Below are 20,692 nucleotides of genomic sequence, written 5' to 3'. Positions count from 1 at the left end.
AGCGGCAGGGGCGGGGTCTTCGGCCGGCGGCTTGCGCGCCCGCCCGCGGAGCTGCGAGCGAGCAGCGCAGTGGCCGGATCAGCGCTGGGCCAGCAGCGCGCGACCGCGTTGCACGGCGGCGCGGACCTGGGCCGGGGCGGTACCGCCGATATGGTCGCGGGCATTGACCGAACCTTCCAGGGTCAGGACGGCGAAGACGTCCTGCTCGATCTGGTCGCTGAAGCGCCGCAGTTCGTCCAGGCTCATCTCGGCCAGGTCCTTACCGCTGTCCACGCCGTACTTGACCGCATGGCCGACGATCTCGTGGCAGTCACGGAAGGGCAGGCCCTTGCGCACCAGGTAGTCGGCGAGGTCGGTGGCGGTGGAGAAGCCGCGGCGGGCCGCCTCGCGCATGATCTCGCGCCTGGGCTTGATGGCCGGGACCATGTCGGCGAAGGCCCGCAGGGAGTCGCGCAGGGTGTCGGCGGCGTCGAACAGCGGTTCCTTGTCTTCCTGGTTGTCCTTGTTGTAGGCCAGCGGCTGGCCCTTCATCAGGGTCAGCAGGCCGGTGAGGGCGCCGAATACCCGGCCGGTCTTGCCGCGCACCAGTTCGGGGACGTCGGGATTCTTCTTTTGCGGCATGATCGAGGAGCCGGTGCAGAAGCGGTCGGGCAGGTCGATGAACTGGAACTGGGCGCTGGTCCAGAGCACCAGCTCTTCGGAGCAGCGCGACAGGTGCATCATCGCCAGGGAGGCCGCGGCGCAGAATTCGATGGCGAAGTCGCGATCCGAGACGCCGTCCAGGGAATTGCCGCCGATGGCCTCGAAGCCCAGCAGTTCGCAGGTGACCTGGCGCTGGATGGGGTAGGTGGTGCCGGCCAGCGCGGCGCTGCCCAGGGGCATGCGGTTGACGCGCTTGCGGCAGTCGACCAGGCGCTCGTGGTCGCGGGAAAGCATCTCGAACCAGGCCAGCAGGTGGTGGCCGAAGGTCACGGGTTGCGCGGTCTGCAGGTGGGTGAAGCCGGGCATGACGGTGTCGGCTTCGGTCTCGGCCAGTTGCAGCAGACCTTCCTGCAGGCGGTTGAGCTCGACAAGGATGGCGTCGATCTCGTCACGCAGCCAGAGGCGGATGTCGGTGGCCACCTGGTCGTTGCGGCTGCGTCCGGTGTGCAGCTTCTTGCCGACCACGCCCAGGCGCTCGGTCAGGCGTGCCTCGATGTTCATGTGCACGTCTTCCAGGTCGACGCGCCACTCGAAGGTACCGGCCTCGATCTCGCCGCGGATCTCGTCCAGCCCGGCGACGATGGCGTCGCGCTCGGCTTCGCTGAGCACCCCGGCCTGGGTCAGCATGCGGGCATGGGCCTGGCTGCCGAGGATATCGTGGCGATAGAGGCGCTTGTCGAAGTCCACCGAGGCGGTGAAGCGGGCGACGAAGGCGTCGACGGGTTCGCTGAAGCGTCCGCCCCAGGACTGGTTGGTTTTTTCGCTGCTCATGGATCGGCCTGCTGCTGGGCTTGTCGGTAAGGGTGAGAAGAGGCCGATGATAGCAGTCCCGAGCGGGCGCCGGCCCGATTCAACGGAGCCGACTTGCCGACGAGTGGTATCTGACCCACACTGCCTCCATGATACTCGAACGCCGCAAAACTCCCCGACCTGTCAAGGTCGACGACTTCTTCGTCCCGGCGCTCTGCGAACCGGAAGCCCTGCTCGTGCTGGTGGTGCTGGCCGAGTTGCTGGTGCTCGTCCTGGTGCTGGCAGAACCCTTCACCCTGCAGTTCAACTGGATCCGCCTGGCGCTGGTCTCGTTGTTCGTGCAATGGATCGTGCTGCTGTCGGCGGCGCTGCTCTGTCGCCTGCGGCCCTGGCTGGCACGCCATCGACCGGTGGTGGCGGGCGGCTTCTGCTGCGCCATCGTGGTGGCCTTGACGCTGCTCTGCACCCTGGTGGCCGACTGGCTGCAGCTGGCCGGGCCCCTGCAGCGGGTCGGCGAGGTGCGGCTGTACATGAGGCACGCGCTGATCGCCCTGATCATGTCCATGCTGCTGCTGCGCTACTTCTGGCTGCAGAGCCAGTGGCGCCGCCAGCAGCAGGCCGAATTGCAGGCGCGCATCGAGTCGCTGCAGGCGCGCATCCGCCCGCATTTCCTGTTCAACAGCCTGAACAGCATCGCCAGCCTGGTCGCCCTGGACGCCGACAAGGCCGAGCGCGCGGTGCTGGACCTGTCGGCGCTGTTTCGCGCCAGCCTGGCCCAGCCGGGCAGCCGGGTACGCTGGTCCGAGGAGCTGGAACTGTCGCGGCGCTATCTGGAGATCGAGCGCCTGCGCCTGGGCGATCGCCTGCAGCTGCAGTGGGACGTGGACGGGGTGCCGGCGGACCTGCCGATTCCCCAGCTGACGCTGCAGCCGTTGCTGGAAAACGCCCTGATCTATGGCGTCGCGCCGCGCATCGAAGGCGGCCTGGTAACCATCTTCGCCACCTACCGGGACGGGGTCTTCGAACTGGTCATCAGCAATCCCTATGACCCGGAGGTGGAGCAGCAGCCACGCCCACCCAAGGGCACCCGTCAAGCTTTAAGCAATATCGAGGCGCGATTGACGGCACTTTTCGGACCAGCTGCGAGTCTCAAAATCGAACGCCGCGACCAGCGGCATACAACGTCTCTTCGCTATCCATGCGAGCGACTCATGCGGGAAGCCTGAGCTTATGAATGTCCTGATCGTCGATGACGAACCCTTGGCGCGCGAGCGTCTGGCCCGTCTGGTGGGGCAACTGGACGGTTATACCGCCCTGGAGCCAACAGCCACCAACGGTGAGGAAGCCCTCGCTTTGGTCGAAAACCTCAAGCCTGACATCGTCCTGCTCGACATCCGCATGCCGGGTCTGGACGGCCTGCAGGTGGCCGCGCGACTCTGCGAGCGCGAATCGCCGCCCGCGGTGATCTTCGTGACCGCCCATGACGAATACGCGCTCGACGCCTTCCAGGTCAGCGCCGTGGGCTATCTGGTCAAGCCGGTGCGACAGGAAGACCTGGCCGCGGCCCTGAGCAAGGCCCAGCGTCCCAACCGGATGCAGTTGGCTGCCCTGACCAAGCCGCCGGCCAGTGGTGGCCCGGGTCCGCGCAGCCATATCAGCGCGCGGACCCGCAAGGGCATCGAGCTGATCCCGCTGGACGACGTGGTCTACTTCATTGCCGATCACAAGTACGTGACCCTCAGGCATTCCGGCGGCGAGGTGCTGCTGGACGAGCCGCTCAAGGCGCTGGAAGACGAATTCGGCGAGCGCTTCGTGCGTATCCACCGCAATGCGCTGGTTTCCCGCGAGCGCATCGAGCGGTTGCAGCGGACGCCCCTGGGTCACTTCCAGCTGTTCCTCAAGGGCATGAACGGCGACGCCCTCACTGTCAGCCGCCGCCATGTGGCCGGTGTGCGTCGCCTGATGCACAGCATCTGACGGCGCTTCCGGGCCGACGACCGGCGCTTGGCGGGATAGGGGCGCCGGCCGACCTGCTATCATGGCCGGCAATCTGACGTCCTGACGTGCCGGTAATGCCCATGCCCCGCGAAATTCGTATCGCCACGCGCCAGAGTGCCCTGGCGCTCTGGCAAGCCAACTTTGTCAAGGATCGCCTCGAAGCGGCGCATCCGGGTCTGCGGGTCAGCCTGCTGCCGATGATCAGTCGTGGAGACAAGCTGCTCGATGCGCCGCTGGCCAAGATCGGTGGCAAGGGCCTGTTCGTCAAGGAATTGGAAAACGCCCTGCTCGACGGCAGCGCCGACATCGCCGTGCACTCCATGAAGGATGTGCCCATGGAGTTTCCCGCAGGTCTCGGCCTGTACGCCATCTGCGAGCGGGAAGACCCCCGTGACGCCTTCGTCTCCAACCGCTACAGCGGTCTTGCCGAGTTGCCCCGGGGCAGCGTGGTGGGGACGTCCAGCCTGAGACGCCAGGCCCAGTTGTTGGCCCTGCGCCCGGATCTCGAGATCCGCTTCCTGCGCGGCAACGTCAACACCCGGCTGGCCAAGCTCGATGCCGACGACTACGACGCCATCATCCTGGCCGCTGCCGGACTGATCCGCCTGGGCTTCGCCGCGCGCATCCGCGAATGCCTGACCGTCGAAGACAGCCTGCCGGCGGGTGGCCAGGGCGCCGTGGGCATCGAGTGCCGGACCGACGATGCCGAGGTCCATGCGCTGCTCGAACCCCTGCACCATTTCGACACCGAACGCCGGGTGGCTGCCGAGCGCGCCCTGAATCGCCGTCTCAATGGCGGCTGCCAGGTGCCCATCGCCTGCTATGCCGTGCAGCAGGGCGAGTTGCTCTGGCTGCGAGGCCTGGTCGGCCAGCCCGATGGCGGCCTGCTGCTGCGCGCCGAGGCCCGCGGCCCGCTGAACGACCCCGCCACCCTTGGCGTGGCGGTGGCCGAGGACCTGCTCGCCCAGGGCGCCCAGGACATCCTCGACGCCGTCTACGGGACCAGCGGCGCATCATGAGCGGCTGGCGGCTGCTGCTGACCCGGCCGGCGGAAGAGAATCCACCGCTGGCCGCGGCCCTGAATCAGGCGGGCATCGCCACTGCCAGCCTGCCCTTGCTGGACTTGCAGCCGCTGGCGGAAACGCCTGCACAGCGCTCGCTCTGGCTCGATCTCGATCGCTATGCCGCCGTACTGGTGGTGAGCAAGCCGGCGGCCCGTCTGGGTCTCGCCGCCCTCGATCAGTACTGGCCGCAACCGCCGCTGCAGGCCTGGTTCGCCGTAGGTGCGGCCACCGCCGCCGTGCTCGAAGACTATGGGCTGCTGGTGCACTACCCTCAGCGTGAGGACAGCGAAGGCCTGCTGGCCCTGCCGGCCTTGCAGGAAGCCTTGCAGCGCCCGGAGCCCGAGGTGCTGCTTCTGCGTGGGGAGGGCGGCCGCGACCTGCTGGTCGAAACCCTCACCGCCCGCGGCGCCCGCGTCGAGGTGCTCGAACTCTATCGCCGCCAGTGCCCGGAGTACCCCGCAGGGCAGGTCCTAGAGACCCTGGCAGCGGAACGCCTGAATGCCATCATGGTCAGCAGTGGGCAGGGTTTCGCGCATCTGCAGGCCTGTGCGGGTGCGGATTGGCCCGCGGTGCGCCGTTATCCCCTGCTGGTACCCAGCGCCCGCGTGGCCGAACTGGCTCGCGCCAGCGGCTGCGAACTCATCATCGAGTGCCAGGGCGCCAGCGCCAGTGCCTTGATCGCCGCGCTTGCCCATCACCATCCGGATTGACCCTACAAGGAATTCCCGTGAGCGAAACTCAAGCCCCCCGCGCCGACGACGTCTCTCCCGATCCAGTCGTGACTCCCGTTTCGCCGCCGCCATTACCGCCACCGGCAGGCGTGCGCCGCAAGGGCTCGGGCAAGGCGTCCGGCCTGGCGCTGCTGGCCCTGCTGGTAGCCGCCGGTGGCCTGGGGGTCGGCGGCTGGAGCATCTGGCAACTGCAGCAGGTGCGTCAGGCCGAGCAGAGCCAGGCCGCCCAGGCCGAGGATCTGCGCAGCCAGCTGCGCCAGTTGGAAAACCGCAACCAGGCGTTGAGTGCCGATCTGGGCCGCCTGCCCTCGGCCAACGAGCTGGAAGAGCGCCGCCGTCAGCTGGCCGAGCTGCAGGGTGACCAGCAGCACCTCGCCGAGCAGTTCAAGGAGGTGGTCGGCCAGAGTCGCCAGGCCTGGCGCCTGACCGAGGCCGAGCACCTGCTGCGCATGGCGACCCTGCGCATGACCGCGCTACAGGATGTGCCCAGCGCCCAGAATCTGCTGCAGGGCGTCGATGACATACTCAAGGCGCAAAACGATCCGGCCGCCTTCAACGCGCGTCAGCAGGTGGCCAATGCCCAGCAGACCCTGCGTCAGTTGCCCGATCTGGATCGTACCGGGCAGTTCGTCCAGCTGGCTTCGCTGCGCAATCAGGTGCAGAGCCTGGAGCCCCTGCCGCCACGCTTTTCCACCACGGTGGCCGACCAGCCCGGCGTGGAAAAGGCCGCGGTCCCGCCGAGCAATGCGTTGCAGCAATGGTGGCAGGATTTCCGCCAGCGCATCTCCAGCTATTTCCGCATCGACTTTTCCGCCGATCAGCCGATCCGTCCGCTGCTGGCCGAGGAGTCCCTCGCCCAGGTGCGCCTGGCCATGAGCCTGGCACTGGAGCAGGCGCAGTGGGCCGTGCTCAACGGCAATCAGGAGGTCTATCGACTCTCCATCGAGCAGGCCGAAGACGTCCTCGCCGCGCACTTCAACAACCAGAATCCCGACAGCCGTGCGGTCAAGCTGCGTCTGCAGGAGCTGGCCGAGCGTCCGGTCACCTTCGAAGCGCCTGACCTGACCCCGGCCCTGACCGCGCTGCAGGCCTACATCGCCCAGCGTCAGCAAATTCAGCCGACCAATGCCGCCGCCGGCGCGGCTCAGGAGAATCGCCCATGAAGCGCCTGTACCTGCTGTTCTTGTTCGCCCTGCTTGTCGGCCTGGGCGTCGCCGTGGTGCTGGCCAAGGAGCCGGGCTACGTGCTGCTGTCCTACAGCAACTTCCGCTACGAATCGAGTCTCTGGGCCTTCCTGGCCATGCTGGTGGCCGCCTGGCTGGCGCTCTACATCCTCAAGCTGGTGCTGGGCGCCCTGGGTCTGACCGGCAAGGTGCTCAATCCCTGGTCGCGGCACAATCGCCAGCGCCGCCTGGAGCAGGCTCGCCACAAGGGACAGCTGGAACTGGCCGAAGGCAACTGGAGCGGTGCCCTCAAGCATTTGAAAGGCGCCGCCGAGCACGCCGACCAGCCGCTGTTCGTGCTGCTGGGCGCAGCCCGCGCCGCCAACGAGCTGGGTGACCTGGAGGAACGGGATCGCCTGCTGCGCCAGGCCCGCGAGCGCGAGCCCCAGGCCGAGCTGGCCATCGGCCTGCAACAGGCGCGACTGCAGATCGACCGGGGCCAATACCTGGAAGCCCGCGACAGCCTGGCGCCGTTGCAGGCCAAGTATCCGAAGAATGGCGAGGTGCTGCTGCAACTGCAGCGCCTGCAGGTGACCCTGCGCGACTGGCCGGCGCTGATCGCCCTGCTGCCGCAACTGCGCAAGCAGCAGGTGCTGCGGCCCCAGGAGCAGGACGACCTGGAACGCAAGGTCTGGATCGCCACCCTCGACGAGGTTCCCGCCCAGGGCGCGGAATCGGCGGTGGATGCCCAGTGGCAACAGGTACCCACGGCGCTCAAGGGCGATGCCGCGGTGGTACTGGCCTATGCCCGTCAGCTGCGTGCCATCGGCCGCGACGATCTGGCCGAGGAGGTGCTGCACATCACCCTCAATCGCCAGTGGGACGAGCGCCTGGTGGAGCTCTATGGCCAGCTGCGTCCGCGTGACGCCAGTCGCCCGCTGCACCATGCCGAGGGCTGGCTCAAGGACCGACCCCAGGACGCGGGGCTGCTGCTGGCCCTGGGCCGGCTGTGCATGAACAACCAGCTGTGGGGCAAGGCGCGCGAATATCTGGAGCGCAGCCTGGCGCAGCGACCGTCCGCGGTCACCGCCGGTGAACTGGCCCGAGTGGCCATCCAGCTGGGCGATGTGAACCGCAGCCAGCAGCTCCTGCAGAGCCAATGGCGCGAGTCCGACGCCTCTTCGCTGCCGACGCCCAGGGTCTGACGGCACGCCTCGTCTGCCCGGGTCCTTGAAAGGTGCCCGGGCTTTCACTACCGTAACGTCCCAATTCCCTGTTGGAGACGGCGCGTCCGTGACTAGTCCCCGCTTCATCTTCCTGTTCATGGCCGCCACCTGCGCAGTGCTCATGGGCGTCGGTCTCTATCTCGAACATGTGGTCGGCCTCGAGCCGTGCCCGCTGTGCGTCATGCAACGGATCTTCTTCATCCTGGTCGGGGTGGTGGCGCTGATCGCCGGCATTCAGGCACCGGGCAAGCGCGGGCGGCGCATCTATGGCGTGGTCCTGCTGCTGCTGGCCGCGGCCGGTGCCGCCACCGCCGGCCGCCAGGTCTATCTGCAGACGGTCCCGGCGGAAGAGCTGGCGGCCTGTCTGCCGAGCCTGGACTACATGATGCAGGCGCTGCCCTTCCAGGAGATCATCCGCCTGGTCCTGCACGGCACCGCCGACTGCGCCGAGGTCAACTGGACGCTGTTCGGTCTGAGCATCCCGGAATGGAGCCTGTTGGCCTTCGTGCTGCTCATGGCCCTGAGCCTGGTCAAGGTCTTCCGCCGTCGCTGAGCTTTCTCCGAGCAACGGCACTCGCCTGGCGAGACGATGTCGGTATAGTTCCTGATAACACCCGGGCGCCCGCGCCCGGACCGTCTCGCCCGTATAGAGAGCTGCCGTCATGCTAGAAACCTGCCGCAATGCCCAGGAACGCTGGGGTGGGGTCCACCAGCTGATCGACCGCTGGCTGATTGCCCGCCGCGAGCTGGTGACCGCCTACGAAACCCTGGACATGGAGCCCCTGCTGGGTCCGGTGCGCGAGGTCGGTGAACTGGAGCGACTCTGCGACATGCTGGTCGACTATATGTCCACCGCGCATTTCGAGATCTACGAGCAACTGGTGGCCGAAGCCCGCGAATTCCAGGACGAGCGCGCCATCGAGTTCGCCGACAGCGTCTATCCGCGCCTGCAGGCGCTGACCGACGCTGCCCTGAACTTCAACGACAGATTCGAGCGCGGGGCCTACCGGGACCCGGGTCTGCTGACCATCGAACTCAAGCTGCTGGGCGAAACCCTGCGCGAGCGCTTCGAGCTGGAAGACTGCCTCATCGAGGTACTGCACACCTCGCACCAGCAACCGCGTCTGGCTTCGGTCTAGACGCGGATCATCCGCGCCGCCTCGGCCAGCAGGTCGAGGTCCGCCGCGGCTGCCTCGCGCGGTGCCAGCGCGTGCAGCCAGTCCCCCTGATCGTTTGCCTCGCGGCACGGCCAATGGCCCGCGAGTCGCGCCAGACGCGCGAGCTGTTCGCGTTCCGCTGCCAATTCCAGTCCCTTGAGCTGCTCGCGCAGTGCCGCCAGGCTTTCGTCCGCGCTGGACGCGGTCTTCCAGGCCTGCCGTAGCTGGCGCAGCGGACGCACCACCGTGCCCTGCCAGTGCTGCGAGGCGCGCTGCAGCCGCGCCAGGCCTTCGCTGTCGAGGGCGCAGGCACGCCGATCCAGCCAGAGCGCCGTCAGCACCAGGCAGACATCGGCACCGGCCTCCTGCAGACGCAAACAGGCGCCTTCCACGCCGGGCCGGGCGTATACTGCCAACGCGAATTCCCACAGGTCCTCTTGCATGTCCGCCTCCCCATTCGTGGGTGGTGGAGCTGCTACACTCCGCCGCCATGATCCGACTACAGAACCTTACTCTACAGCGTGGTCCCCAGCGCCTGCTCGAAAGCGCTGAACTGACCCTGCATCCCGGCCAGAAAGCCGGTCTGATCGGTGCCAATGGTGCCGGCAAATCCAGTCTCTTCGCCCTCCTGCGCGGCCAGCTCGGTGCCGACGCCGGCGACTGCCATATCCCGGCGGCCTGGCGCATCGCCCACATGCGCCAGGAAGTGGACACCCTGGAGCGGCTGGCGGTGGACTATGTGCTGGATGGCGACATCGACTTGCGCCGCATCCAGCGCGAGCTGGCAGCCGCCGAAGCGGCCCAGGACGGCAACGCCCTGGGTCGGCTGCACGCCGACTTCGAGGCCGCCGACGGCTATACCGCCGATGCCCGGGCGCGCAAGCTGCTGGCCGGTCTGGGCTTCACCGCCGCGCAGATGGAACGCCAGGTCGGCGATTTCTCCGGTGGCTGGCGGATGCGCCTGAACCTGGCCCAGGCGCTGATGTGCCCTTCGGACCTGCTGCTGCTCGACGAGCCCACCAACCACCTGGATCTGGACGCCATCCTCTGGCTGGAAGACTGGCTCAAGGGCTATCCCGGCACCCTGATCCTGATCTCCCACGATCGCGACTTCCTCGATGCCGTGGTCGATCACGTGGTGCACCTGGACCAGCAGAAGCTGGTGCTCTATCGCGGCGGCTATTCCAGCTTCGAGCGCACCCGCGCCGAACGCCTGGCGCAGCAGCAGCAGGCCTATGACAAGCAGCAGGCCCAGCGCGCCCACATGGAGAAGTACATCGCCCGCTTCAAGGCCCAAGCCACCAAGGCGCGCCAGGCACAGAGCCGGATCAAGGCCCTGGAACGCCTGGAAGAGCTGGCGCCGGCCCATGTCGACTCGCCCTTCGAATTCGTCTTCCGCGAGGCGGACAAGCTGTCCAGCCCGCTGCTCGACCTGGCCGAGGGCCGGCTCGGCTACGGCGAGACCACCGTCCTGCATCCGGTCAAGCTGCAGCTGACGCCGGGCGCGCGCATCGGTCTGCTCGGCCCCAACGGTGCCGGCAAGTCGACCCTGATCAAGACCCTGGCTGCCGAGCTGGAACCTCTCGGCGGCCGCCTGCAGCGCGGCGAGAACCTGGCCATCGGCTACTTCGCCCAGCACCAGCTCGATTCCCTGGACGCCAAGGCCAGTCCGCTGCTGCACCTGCAGCGCATCGCCCCCGGCGAGCGCGAGCAGGGTCTGCGCGACTTCCTTGGCGGCTTCGACTTCCGCGGTCCGCGCTGCGACGAGGTGGTGCTGAATTTCTCCGGTGGCGAGAAGGCCCGGCTGGCCCTGGCGCTGATCGCCTGGCAGAAGCCCAACCTGCTGCTGCTGGACGAACCCACCAACCACCTGGACCTGGACATGCGCCTGGCGCTGACCCTGGCACTGCAGGAGTTCGCCGGGGCGGTGCTGGTGGTCTCCCACGATCGTCATCTGCTCAAGAGCACCACCGACGAATTCCTGCTGGTGGCCGATGGCAAGGTGGAGGCCTTCGACGGCGACCTGGGCGACTACAGTCGCTGGCTGGTGGATTTCCGCGCCCGGCAGGAGCCGGTGGCGGACGCCGACGCGGCGGTCGACAAGACCGATCGCAAGGCCCAGCGCCAGGCCGCTGCCGCCCTGCGCCAGCAGCTGGCACCGCTGAAAAAAGCCGCCGACAAGCTGGAAGCCGAATTGGGCAAGCTGCAGGAAAGGCTCGCCACCCTGGAAGCCCGCCTGGGTGACAGCGGACTCTACGACGCCTCCCGCAAGGAGGAGCTGCGCCAGGCCCTGGCCGACCAGGCCACGGCCAAGACCCGCGAAGCCGAGCTGGAAGAGCAGTGGCTGGAGGCCCTGGAGCGGCTGGAAGGTCTGCAAGCCGAACTCGAGGGGGCCTGATGACGCAGTGGCTGTACACCTGGCTGCCGGGTTGGGGCGACTACCTGCTGGTGGCTGGTCAGGTGGCCCTGGTGCTGCTGCTCGGCTACGTGCTGCAGCGCATCGTTGCCCGCGCCGTCACCGGCCTGGGCGAACGCTATCCGCTACCGCCGCAGATCGTCCTCGGGCTGCGCGGCGTCCTGCGCTGGCTGATCATGGGCAGTGCCATCCTGATGGCGCTGGAGCGCTTCGGGGTCTCCGCAGCGGTGCTCTGGACGGCCATTTCCGGTTTCGTCGCGGTGGCCGCGGTGGCCTTCTTCGCCATCTGGAGCGTGCTCTCCAACCTGTTCTGCGCGGTACTGATCTTTACCGTCGGCCCCTTTCGCCTGGGCGATCGCATCGAGGTGCTGGACGCCTCGGACAAGCCGGGCATCAAGGGTCGGGTGGTGGCTATCAACATGCTCTTCGTGACCCTGCAGGAACTGGACGACAACCAGGAAGCCACCCTGGTGCAGATCCCCAATACCCAATTCTTCCAGAAATCGGTCCGGCGCTGGCGCGATGCCGACGGCTCCTTCGATTTCCATCTCGACAGGTGAATTCATGAATCTGCAGGTCTGGACCGGTTTCTTCATTGCCTGCTGGATGATCAGCCTCTCACCGAGCGCGGGCGCCGTTGCCTCCATGAGTGCCGGCGTCAACCACGGTTTCCGGCGTGGCTACTGGACGGCGCTGGGCCTGCAGCTGGGCCTGGCGCTGCAGATCGCCGTGGTCGCCGTGGGCGTCGGCGCCCTGCTGGCGACCTCGCAGCTGGCCTTTACCCTGATCAAGTGGTTCGGCGTGGCCTATCTCGCCTACCTGGCCATCCGCCAATGGCGCGCTGCGCCGCTGGACCTGGGTGAGCAACTGGTCGGCGAACGTCTGCCACCGCGAATCGGCGCCCTGGTCATGCGCGGTTTCCTGGTCAACGTGAGCAACCCCAAGGCGCTGATCTTCCTGCTCGCGGTGTTGCCGCAATTCGTCGATCCCCACGCGCCCCTGACCGCGCAGTATCTGCTCATCGGGGTGACCATGGTCACCGTCGACCTGATCGTGATGGCCGGCTACACCGGTCTGGCCGCCCGGGTGCTGACCCTGCTGCGCACGCCACGGCAGCAGCGCATCACCAACCGGGTGTTCGCCAGCCTGTTCCTCGCCGCGGCCGCACTGCTGTCCACGGTGCGCCGCGCCGCGGTCTGAAGCCGGGCGCTACCAGACCACCGACTGGCCCTGCCAGTCCCAGAAGCTGCCGGTCTCGGCCGGCGTTCGTGCGGCCAGCACCTCCAGCAGCCGTGCTGCCGCATAGGCTGGGGTGAACAGCCTGTCGGCCGGTACCCGGGCCTGGAAGGGCCGGGACAGCGCCGTGTCGGTGGTGCCAGGGTGCAGGGCCAGCACGCAACTCTGCGGATTGAGCCGGGCGAGTTCGATGCTGGCGCAGCGCAGGCCCTGGTTGAGCGCGGCCTTGGCCATCCGATAGCCGTACCAGCCGCCCAGCTGGTTGTCGCCGATGGAGCCGACCCGCGCCGAGAGCGCGGCGATCTGGCAGGGATGCTGGCCCTTGAGCAGCGGCGTCAGCTGGCGGATCAGCAGCAGCGGCAGCACGGCATTGGCCAGATAGCTTTCCAGCAGTCCGGCCTGGTCCACCTGCGCCAGACTCTTCTCAGCGCGCGCCCGCGCGCCCTGCAACAGCCCCGAGGCGCACAGCAGCAGATCCAGGCGGGGCGTCTCGTCAGCCAGGCGCGCCGCCAGCTCGGGCTCGGCCAGTGGATCGACATCGAGGCGCCGCAGCCGCGGGCCATGGCGGCGCTCCAGCGCGGCCAGACCGGCATGCCCTTCGGCCTGACGGGCGCAGGCCCAGACCCGCGTGACGTCGTCGCGGGCCAGCAGCCGTTCGCTCAGGGCCAGACCGAGGCCGCCGGTGGCGCCATACACCAGGACCTGGGCGGGCTGCTCCAGGCGTTGCCAGAAGGTCATGGGAGACTCCAGTCAGATCGCTATCCCTGTCGGACCGCGCCGCCGCGCTGGGGTGCGCCGCCGTGGCGCGGTATCCTGGGCTTTTGCCGGAGAAATCCCCGTGATCCTGTGGATCGATGCCGATGCCTGTCCGCGCGCCGCCAAGGAGCTGGTCTGCAAGTTCGCCCTCAAGCGCAAGCTGGAGGTGGTGCTGGTGGCTGGCCAGCCGCAGATCAAGCCGCCCTTCGCCTGTGTGCGCCTGGTGGTGGTGCCCAGTGGCCCCGACGCCGCCGACGACCATCTGGTCGAGCAGGCGCAGCCCGGTGACCTGGTGATCTGCAGCGACATTCCCCTGGCCGACCGGCTGGTGAAGAAGGGCGTGGTCGCCCTCGATCCGCGTGGCCAGGAATTCGACGAGCGCAACATGGGCCAGCGCCTGGCCATGCGCAATCTGATGACTGATCTACGCGACCAGGGCCAGATGGGCGGCGGCCAGGCCGGCTATGGCGAACGTGATCGCCAGGCCTTCGCCAATGCCCTGGATCGGCTGCTCACCCGCCTCCAGCGCAGCGCCGCTGGCTAGGCCGGGACAGCCGCGATGGCAGGTTGCTGCAGCCAGGTGCGCAGTTGCGGCAACGGCATGGGCCGGCCGAACAGATAGCCCTGCATGAAGTTGCAACCGTTGGCCTGCAGGAACTGGCGTTGCTCGCAGGTTTCCACCCCTTCGGCGACCACGTTGAGGCCCAGCTTGTGCGCCATGGCGATGATCGCCGCGGCGATGGCCATGTCGTTGCTCTGCTTGGGGATGGTGCGGACGAAGGCGCGATCCACCTTGAGCGAGTCCACCGGCAGCCGGCTCAGGTAAGCCAGGGATGAATAGCCGCTGCCGAAGTCGTCGATGGACACCCGCACGCCCAGGGTACGGATCTCGCCGAGCACCTCGACGGCCACGTTGAGACTGTGCATCAGGGCGTTCTCGGTCACCTCGAGGATCAGCGCCGACGCCGGCAGGTCCTCGGCCTGCAGGGTCCGGGCGATGGCCTGGGGCAGCAGACGATCGCTCAGATTCAGTGCCGAGCAATTCACCGAAACGCGCAGCTCCGCATGACCCTCAAGGTGCAGCTGAGCGAGATCGGCGCAGGCCTGGCGCATGACCCAGCCATCCAGGTCGGCGATCAGTCCGGTTTCCTCGGCGACGCGGACGAAGCGTTCGGGGCTCAGTGGGCCCAGGACCGGATGCTGCCAGCGCACCAGCGCTTCCAGGGCCACCGCAGCACCGTCCGGATCGACGATGGGCTGATAGGCGACATGCAGGCCACCCTGGGCCAGGGCATGGCGCAGGTCCATCTCCAGGCTGAGCAGGTCGTCGGCATCGCGCTGGAGATCGGTGGTGAATCTCTGGCTGCGATTGCGTCCGCTACGCTTGCAGTGGCCGACCGCAAGGCCCGCACTGCGCAGCAACTGGCCGGCGTTGGCGCCGTCCTGGGGATAATGGGCGATGCCCAGGCTGAAGGTCATGGCGATGCGCTGCCCAGCCAGTTCGAAGGGCGGACGCAACTGCTCCAGCAGGCGCATGGCCAGGGGCTGGCTGTCGCCGCGCTGGCCGAGCGGCAGCAACAGGCTGAATTCGTCGCCGGCATAGCGGGCCAGGGGCAGGTCGTTGTCGAGCACCGCACGGATCCGCTGCGCCATCTGGATCAGCAATTCATCGCCGAGGGCGTGGCCGAGGCTGTCGTTGATGCGCTTGAAGTGATCGATGTCCAGCATCATCAGGGCGAACTGCTCGCCGGTGCGCGCCTGGCCGATGGCGCGGTCGACGGTCTGGATGAAACTGCCGCCGTTGAGCAGGTGGGTGAGGGGATCGTGCAGGGTGATCTGATCGAGGGTGGTCGAGACCCGCTCCAGCCGCAGGCGCTGGGCATTGAAGCGTTCGCCGGCCCAGGCGGCGAGCAGGCCGACCATGATGATGAACAGGGTGCCGAGGGCGATGCCCATGCCCAGCTCCAGGTGCTGATTCACTTCCGCCAGGCCATCGGGTTCGAAGCCGATGGGCACCGCGAGGGTGAGGGCGGCCATGCCGGTGAAGTGCATGGAGACGATGGCGAAACCCAGCACCAGACTGCCCAGCAGGCGCAGCCAGAGGGTCCTGAGGCCGGTCCTGCCGCGCAGGCGGAAGGCCAGCAGCAGGGCGCCCAGGGAAGCCAGACTGGCGACCACCACCGAGATCACCACCAGCAGCGGATCATAGAGCTGTATGGCGACCGACTGCATGGCCAGCATGCCGGTGTAGTGCATGGTCGCGATGCCCAGGCCGGCGGCCAGGGCCGCGAGCAGGTACTGCGGTGCGGTCAGGGACTCGCGCCCGATCAGGTGCATGACCGTGTAGGACACGACGATGGCGATCAGCAGCGAGGCCAGGGTCTGTATGGGCGCGTAGTGCACATGGATGCCGATCTTGAATGACAGCATGGCCAGGAAGTGCATCGACCAGATGCCCCCGCCAAGGGCGACGGCGCCGATCAGCTTGGCCAGCTCGCTGCCGCGGCGGGAGCGACTGTTGGTCACCCAGTCGGCCATGGCCAGGGCGGTGTAGCCGGCGGCGCTGGCGATCAGGTACGCCAGGACCACGAGCAGGCTTTCGTACTCGTTGGCGGCCAGGATCTGGTGGCCGGGAGGCAGCAGGGTGGAGAAGTTCAGCATGCTCAATCGCCAGCGTGCACACGAGGTTTCGAAAGGGGTTGATGCTCAGGGCATCGGCAGCGATAGCCGGGCCTTTAATTCGTTCGATGGACGTACCGGTCAGGGGATGCCTGTCGTCAGGCCTTGGGCGTGCGGCTGCGGCGCCACAGCCAGAGCAGCAGGCCGATCACCACCAGACCGCCCAGCACCATCAATTCATACCGCTTGAGATTGCCCAGCACCCCTTCGAGGACGGCGCCGAAGTGATAGGCGGCATAACCCAGCACCGTGGCCCAGACGATGGCGCCGATGCCGTTGAGGATCAGGTAGCGCGCCGGCGGATAGCCCGACAGGCCGATCGCCACCGGCATCACCGTGCGCAGACCGTAGACGAAGCGAAAGCTCAGCACCCAGAGATCCGGATGGCGCCGGATGTGCGCCAGCGCCTTTTCGCCGGCGGCTTCCCACTTGGGTTTGCGCGCCAGCAGCTTGCGCCCATGGCGCCGGCCGAGGAAGTACCAGAGCTGATCGCCGGCATAGCTGCCGCAGAAGGCGACCAGGATGACGGTCTGGATGTTCATGTAGTCGCGGAAGGCCAGGAAACCGGCCAGTACCAGAATGGTTTCGCCCTCGAAAAAGGTGCCGAGAAAAAGGGCGAAATAGCCGAAATCGTGGAGGAATTGTTGGAGCATTCGGCGCTACACGAGGTGAATAAAGATGGCGCAGCCTACCCCGGTTGGCGTCTGGAAAGAAAGTGTGACGGACTTCCGTCCGCCGGGTGCCATACGGTCAGGCAGGGATTTCGCTGCGACCCTGTGTCACGCCGGGTCCAGCCGGCGTCTGCCTTGGATAGGACCTATAGGCACTCCATATTGTCATCTGCTGTTACCAATCGGTCATGATTGTGGCCTATAACCCATCACACTGACCCGTGATCCGGGTCTGGGAGTCGATCGTGAGTTTTACCCCCATCAACCGTAGCTACCCTGCCACTCGCATGCGCCGTCAGCGCCGCGACGAGTTTTCCCGTCGCCTGATGCGCGAGCATGTGCTGACGGTGGATGACCTGATCCTGCCGGTCTTCGTGCTCGATGGCGAAGGCCGCCGCGAGGCCATTCCCTCGATGCCCGGCGTCGAGCGGCTGTCCATCGACCTGCTGCTGGAAGAGGCCGCCGAACTGGTGGCGCTGGGGATTCCCGCGGTCGCGCTGTTCCCGGTCACGCCCACCGAGCGCAAGTCGCTGGACGGCGCCGAGGCCTACAACCCCGACGGCATCGCCCAGCGCGCCACCCGCGCCCTGCGCGAGCATTTCCCGGAACTGGGAGTGATCACCGACGTGGCCCTGGATCCCTTCACCACCCACGGCCAGGACGGCATCCTCGACGAGCGCGGTTACGTGCTCAACGACATCTCGGTCGAGGTGCTGGTCAAGCAGGCGCTGTCCCATGCCGCCGCCGGGGCCCAGGTGATCGCCCCGTCGGACATGATGGACGGTCGCATCGGCGCCATCCGCGCCGCCCTGGAAGACGCCGGCTATCACAACGTGCAGATCATGGCCTACTCGGCCAAGTACGCCAGCGCCTACTATGGGCCTTTCCGTGACGCCGTCGGCTCGGCCGCCAACCTGGGCAAGGGCAACAAGGCCACCTACCAGATGGATCCGGGCAACAGCGACGAGGCCCTGCACGAGATCGCCGGCGACCTGGCCGAGGGCGCCGACTCGGTGATGGTCAAGCCGGGCATGCCCTATCTGGACATCGTCCGCCGGGTCCGCGAGGAATTCCGCGTGCCGACCTTCGTGTACCAGGTGAGCGGCGAGTACGCCATGCACATGGCCGCGATCCAGAACGGCTGGCTGTCCGACGCCGTGATCCTCGAATCGCTCCTGGCCTTCAAGCGGGCCGGGGCCAACGGCATCCTCACCTATTTCGCCAAGCGCGCCGCCCAACAACTTCGCCAGGGGCCTTCGCGTTCCTAAGGAGCTTCAATGAGTAGCCAGGGTTTCGTCGAAACCGATCTGCAACAGCCCGTCACCGCCGAGTCTCTGGAGACGCCGGAGGAAGCGATCGCGACAGGCGTCGAGGCGCAGCCGTCCGCGCCCGTGCTCGAGGTGCCTGCCACGCCCAGCGTGCCGGCGGCCAACGTGGACGACAGTAGCCTCTACATCCATCGCGAGCTGTCGCAGCTGCAGTTCAACATCCGCGTGCTGGAGCAGGCTCTCGACGAATCCTATCCGCTACTCGAGCGCCTCAAGTTCCTGCTGATCTTTTCCAGCAACCTGGACGAGTTCTTCGAGATCCGCGTGGCGGGCTTGAAGAAGCAGATCGCCTTCGCCCGCGAGCAGGCGGGGGCCGATGGCCTGCTGCCGCACCAGGCGCTGGCGCGCATCAGCGACATCGTCCACGGCCAGGTGGAACGGCAGTACGGCATTCTCAACGATGTCCTCTTGCCGGCGCTGGCCGAGCAGCGGATTCGCTTCATCCGCCGTCGTTACTGGGACGTCAAGATCAAGGCCTGGGTGCGCAAGTTCTTCCGCGACGAGATCGCGCCCATCATCACCCCCATCGGCCTGGACCCGACCCATCCCTTCCCGCTGCTGGTGAACAAGAGCCTCAACTTCATCGTCGAGCTGGAGGGCATGGACGCCTTTGGTCGTGACTCGGGTCTGGCCATCATCCCGGCGCCACGCCTGCTGCCGCGGATCATCCGGGTGCCGGAGGAGGTCGCCGGCCCCGGAGACAACTACGTCTTCCTGTCCTCGATGATCCATGCCCACGCCGACGATCTGTTCCCCGGCATGAAGGTCAAGGGCTGCTTCCAGTTCCGCCTGACCCGCAACGCCGATCTCTCGGTGGACACCGAGGATGTCGAAGACCTGGCGCGTGCCCTGCGCGGCGAGCTGTTCTCCCGTCGCTACGGCGATGCGGTGCGGGTCGAGGTGGTGGACATCTGCCCGAAACACCTCACCGACTACCTGCTCAAGCAGTTCAATCTGGGCGAGAGCGAGCTGTACAAGGTCAACGGTCCGGTCAACCTGACCCGGTTGTTCTCCATCACCGGGCTGGACAGCCATCCGGAATTGCAGAGCGCTCCCTTCACCCCGACCATTCCCAAGCTGCTGCAGAAGAAGGACAACCTCTTCAATGTGCTGGGCAAGCTCGATGTGCTGCTGCTGCACCCCTTTGAGTCCTTCACCCCGGTGATCGACCTGATGCGCCAGGCCGCCAAGGACCCCAACGTCCTGGCGATCAAGCAGACGCTCTACCGCAGCGGCGCCAATTCGGAGATCGTCGACGCCCTGGTGGATGCGGCGCGCAGCGGCAAGGAAGTGACCGCGGTGATCGAGTTGCGCGCGCGCTTCGACGAGGAGTCCAACCTGCAGCTGGCCAGCCGCCTGCAGCAGGCCGGCGCCGTGGTCATCTACGGCGTGGTGGGCTTCAAGACCCACGCCAAGATGATGCTGATCCTGCGCCGCGAGAACGGCGAGCTGCGCCGCTATGCCCACCTGGGTACCGGCAACTACCACGCCGGCAATGCCAAGCTGTACACCGACTACAGCCTGCTGACCGCCGATGTGGCCCTCACCGAGGACGTGCACAAGCTGTTCAACCAGCTGATCGGCATGGGCAAGACCCTGCGCATGAAGAAGCTGTTGCACGCGCCCTTCACCCTGAAGAAGAACCTGCTGGAGATGATCAACCGCGAAGCGTTGGCGGCCAGCGAAGGCCGGCCGGCGCAGATCATGGCCAAGGTCAACGGTCTCACCGATGCCAAGGTCATCCGCGCCCTCTACAAGGCCAGCCAGGCCGGGGTGAAGATCGACCTGGTGGTGCGCGGCATGTGCTGCCTGCGTCCCGGTGTACCGGGCGTGTCCCACAACATCCAGGTGCGCTCCATCATCGGCCGCTTCCTGGAGCACAGCCGGATCTACTACTTCCTCAACGGTGGCGACGAGAAGCTCTATCTCTCCAGCGCCGACTGGATGGAGCGCAACCTCGACATGCGCGTCGAGACCTGCTTCCCGGTGGAAGGCAAGAAACTCATCACCCGGGTCAAGAAGGAGCTGGAAGGCTATCTCACCGACAACACCCAGGCCTGGGTGCTGCAGGAAAACGGCAGCTACGTGCGGCAATCGCCGACCGGCAACCAGAATGCCCGCAGTGTGCAGGCGACGCTGCTGGAGCGGTTGGCCAGCCCGGTGGTGAATACACACTGAGGAAGTTTCGGGCCCATGCCGCCGTGGGCCCTGGCCGGTTTCGTAGGTTGGGTTGAGCGGGAGCGAAGCCCCAAGGTGCGGGGTGCTTAATTCTGCGCTTTGCGTATTGCGGTGCCTTAGCTACTTATCGCGCTTTGCCGGTACCTCTTGTTTCGCCCACCCGGGCGACTCACTTTTCTTTGTTTGCGCAAGGAAAAGTAAGCAAAAGAAAGCGCACTCCAACGTTTCGGCCCTCCGCTACGCTCCGGGTATTCTCGTCCCGGCGCCCTGGCAGGGGCACGGCGCGAAGGGGCGTCCTGCCCCTCGCGCCTTGCTCGGCGTCCTGCCTCGCAACCCCCGTTACGACACCGGAACTCGGCCTCACTGACGGGGACGGAGGCGCAAGCCTGAGGCTTGGGTGTTCACAGGTGTAGCGTGGAAAACCGCGTAGCGTTTTCCACTGGCGTGCGACGCAGATCTCTGTGGACAAGGCTTCGCCGTTGTCCACGCTACGGGCTACGGGCTACGGGCTACGGGCTACGGGCTACGGGCTACGGGCTACGGCTTTTTGTGGCTATTCAACCGACACTTTCAGGCTAGTGAGTCGCCCCGTTCAGGAGGGCGAACGCCAGTGTCGTGGAGTGGGTCGAGCCGCATG

Annotated in this window: 19 protein-coding genes; 14 read left to right on the top strand and 5 right to left on the bottom strand. The window is 66.9% G+C overall.

The genetic code is table 11. From position 1 onward, the window contains the following. Window positions 1-78: 78 nt before the first annotated feature. Window positions 79-1,473, bottom strand: coding sequence for an argininosuccinate lyase (gene argH / locus GSQ95_RS02130; protein ID WP_158889752.1), 1,395 nt, complete (start codon window positions 1,471-1,473; stop codon window positions 79-81). A gap of 128 nt (window positions 1,474-1,601) precedes the next feature. Between argH and GSQ95_RS02125 the strand changes: the two genes are divergently transcribed. The 8 genes from GSQ95_RS02125 to rsd all read left to right on the top strand — a co-directional run bounded on the left by GSQ95_RS02125 (window position 1,602) and on the right by rsd (window position 8,773). Further along, on the top strand, window positions 1,602-2,678 hold the full coding sequence (locus GSQ95_RS02125) for a sensor histidine kinase (protein ID WP_133860446.1): 1,077 nt from the start codon (window positions 1,602-1,604) through the stop codon (window positions 2,676-2,678). A 4-nt stretch (window positions 2,679-2,682) separates the two neighbouring features. Then, window positions 2,683-3,429: a LytTR family DNA-binding domain-containing protein gene (locus tag GSQ95_RS02120; RefSeq protein ID WP_007161369.1), complete on the top strand. Its 747-nt coding sequence runs from the start codon at window positions 2,683-2,685 to the stop codon at window positions 3,427-3,429. A gap of 101 nt (window positions 3,430-3,530) precedes the next feature. Beyond that, window positions 3,531-4,469 carry a hydroxymethylbilane synthase gene (hemC, locus tag GSQ95_RS02115; protein ID WP_158889754.1) on the top strand — a complete coding sequence of 313 codons (939 nt, stop codon included), beginning with the start codon at window positions 3,531-3,533 and terminating at the stop codon, window positions 4,467-4,469. After that, entirely contained in the window at window positions 4,466-5,224 is a 759-nt protein-coding gene (locus tag GSQ95_RS02110) for a uroporphyrinogen-III synthase (protein ID WP_158889756.1), read from the top strand. The genes hemC and GSQ95_RS02110 overlap by 4 nt, the downstream gene beginning before the upstream one ends. 110 nt (window positions 5,225-5,334) lie before the next feature. Further along, the gene (locus GSQ95_RS02105; protein ID WP_158889806.1) at window positions 5,335-6,408 is read left to right on the top strand and encodes a uroporphyrinogen-III C-methyltransferase; all 1,074 of its coding nucleotides are present in this window, start codon (window positions 5,335-5,337) and stop codon (window positions 6,406-6,408) included. After that, on the top strand, window positions 6,405-7,613 hold the full coding sequence (locus GSQ95_RS02100) for a heme biosynthesis HemY N-terminal domain-containing protein (RefSeq protein ID WP_158889758.1): 1,209 nt from the start codon (window positions 6,405-6,407) through the stop codon (window positions 7,611-7,613). Before GSQ95_RS02105 ends, GSQ95_RS02100 begins: the two co-directional genes overlap by 4 nt. Before the next feature lie 88 nt (window positions 7,614-7,701). Further along, window positions 7,702-8,187 carry a disulfide bond formation protein B gene (locus tag GSQ95_RS02095; RefSeq protein WP_133860451.1) on the top strand — a complete coding sequence of 162 codons (486 nt, stop codon included), beginning with the start codon at window positions 7,702-7,704 and terminating at the stop codon, window positions 8,185-8,187. Window positions 8,188-8,296: 109 nt separating this feature from the next. After that, complete coding sequence (gene rsd, locus GSQ95_RS02090) at window positions 8,297-8,773, top strand: sigma D regulator (protein WP_133860452.1); 477 nt, start codon at window positions 8,297-8,299, stop codon at window positions 8,771-8,773. On the opposite strand, the gene GSQ95_RS02085 is transcribed toward rsd, so the two are convergent. Continuing rightward, window positions 8,770-9,234, bottom strand: a complete 465-nt coding sequence (locus GSQ95_RS02085; RefSeq protein ID WP_158889760.1) for a TIGR02444 family protein — start codon at window positions 9,232-9,234, stop codon at window positions 8,770-8,772. The two genes, rsd and GSQ95_RS02085, sit on opposite strands and share 4 nt — an antisense overlap. 47 nt (window positions 9,235-9,281) lie before the next feature. Here GSQ95_RS02085 and GSQ95_RS02080 point away from each other — a divergent pair, with 47 nt between their 5' ends. Genes GSQ95_RS02080 through GSQ95_RS02070 form a run of 3 tightly spaced genes read left to right on the top strand, consistent with a single transcriptional unit; the run spans window position 9,282 to window position 12,407 of the window. Next, window positions 9,282-11,189 carry an ATP-binding cassette domain-containing protein gene (locus tag GSQ95_RS02080; protein WP_158889762.1) on the top strand — a complete coding sequence of 636 codons (1,908 nt, stop codon included), beginning with the start codon at window positions 9,282-9,284 and terminating at the stop codon, window positions 11,187-11,189. Beyond that, on the top strand, window positions 11,189-11,767 hold the full coding sequence (locus tag GSQ95_RS02075; protein ID WP_133860455.1) for a mechanosensitive ion channel family protein: 579 nt from the start codon (window positions 11,189-11,191) through the stop codon (window positions 11,765-11,767). The genes GSQ95_RS02080 and GSQ95_RS02075 overlap by 1 nt, the downstream gene beginning before the upstream one ends. 4 nt (window positions 11,768-11,771) lie before the next feature. Further along, window positions 11,772-12,407: a LysE family transporter gene (locus tag GSQ95_RS02070; RefSeq protein ID WP_158889764.1), complete on the top strand. Its 636-nt coding sequence runs from the start codon at window positions 11,772-11,774 to the stop codon at window positions 12,405-12,407. Between the two features lie 9 nt (window positions 12,408-12,416). Here the strand turns inward: GSQ95_RS02070 and GSQ95_RS02065 are convergent, their stop codons facing one another. Beyond that, a complete protein-coding gene (locus GSQ95_RS02065) occupies window positions 12,417-13,181 on the bottom strand; it encodes an SDR family NAD(P)-dependent oxidoreductase (RefSeq protein WP_158889766.1) in 765 nt (254 codons plus the stop codon). A 100-nt stretch (window positions 13,182-13,281) separates the two neighbouring features. On the opposite strand from GSQ95_RS02065, the gene GSQ95_RS02060 reads away from it, so the two are divergent. Continuing rightward, the gene (locus GSQ95_RS02060; RefSeq protein ID WP_158889768.1) at window positions 13,282-13,743 is read left to right on the top strand and encodes a YaiI/YqxD family protein; all 462 of its coding nucleotides are present in this window, start codon (window positions 13,282-13,284) and stop codon (window positions 13,741-13,743) included. On the opposite strand, the gene GSQ95_RS02055 is transcribed toward GSQ95_RS02060, so the two are convergent. Together GSQ95_RS02055 and GSQ95_RS02050 are read right to left on the bottom strand one after the other, a co-directional pair. Further along, window positions 13,740-15,860 carry a bifunctional diguanylate cyclase/phosphodiesterase gene (locus GSQ95_RS02055; RefSeq protein WP_158889770.1) on the bottom strand — a complete coding sequence of 707 codons (2,121 nt, stop codon included), beginning with the start codon at window positions 15,858-15,860 and terminating at the stop codon, window positions 13,740-13,742. The two genes, GSQ95_RS02060 and GSQ95_RS02055, sit on opposite strands and share 4 nt — an antisense overlap. A gap of 116 nt (window positions 15,861-15,976) precedes the next feature. After that, window positions 15,977-16,531, bottom strand: a complete 555-nt coding sequence (locus tag GSQ95_RS02050) for a DedA family protein (RefSeq protein ID WP_027598182.1) — start codon at window positions 16,529-16,531, stop codon at window positions 15,977-15,979. A gap of 263 nt (window positions 16,532-16,794) precedes the next feature. Here GSQ95_RS02050 and hemB point away from each other — a divergent pair, with 263 nt between their 5' ends. Both hemB and ppk1 read left to right on the top strand, forming a co-directional pair. Next, a complete protein-coding gene (gene hemB / locus GSQ95_RS02045; RefSeq protein WP_158889772.1) occupies window positions 16,795-17,817 on the top strand; it encodes a porphobilinogen synthase in 1,023 nt (340 codons plus the stop codon). Between the two features lie 9 nt (window positions 17,818-17,826). Further along, window positions 17,827-20,055 (top strand): polyphosphate kinase 1, encoded by a 2,229-nt coding sequence (ppk1, locus tag GSQ95_RS02040; protein ID WP_158889774.1) that lies wholly within the window; start codon window positions 17,827-17,829, stop codon window positions 20,053-20,055. Window positions 20,056-20,692: the final 637 nt, after the last annotated feature.

This window comes from Pseudomonas sp. BAV 4579, assembly GCF_009765395.1.
Classification (GTDB): domain Bacteria; phylum Pseudomonadota; class Gammaproteobacteria; order Pseudomonadales; family Pseudomonadaceae; genus Chryseomonas; species Chryseomonas aestiva.
This window is presented reverse-complemented; position numbering and strand designations above follow the sequence as displayed.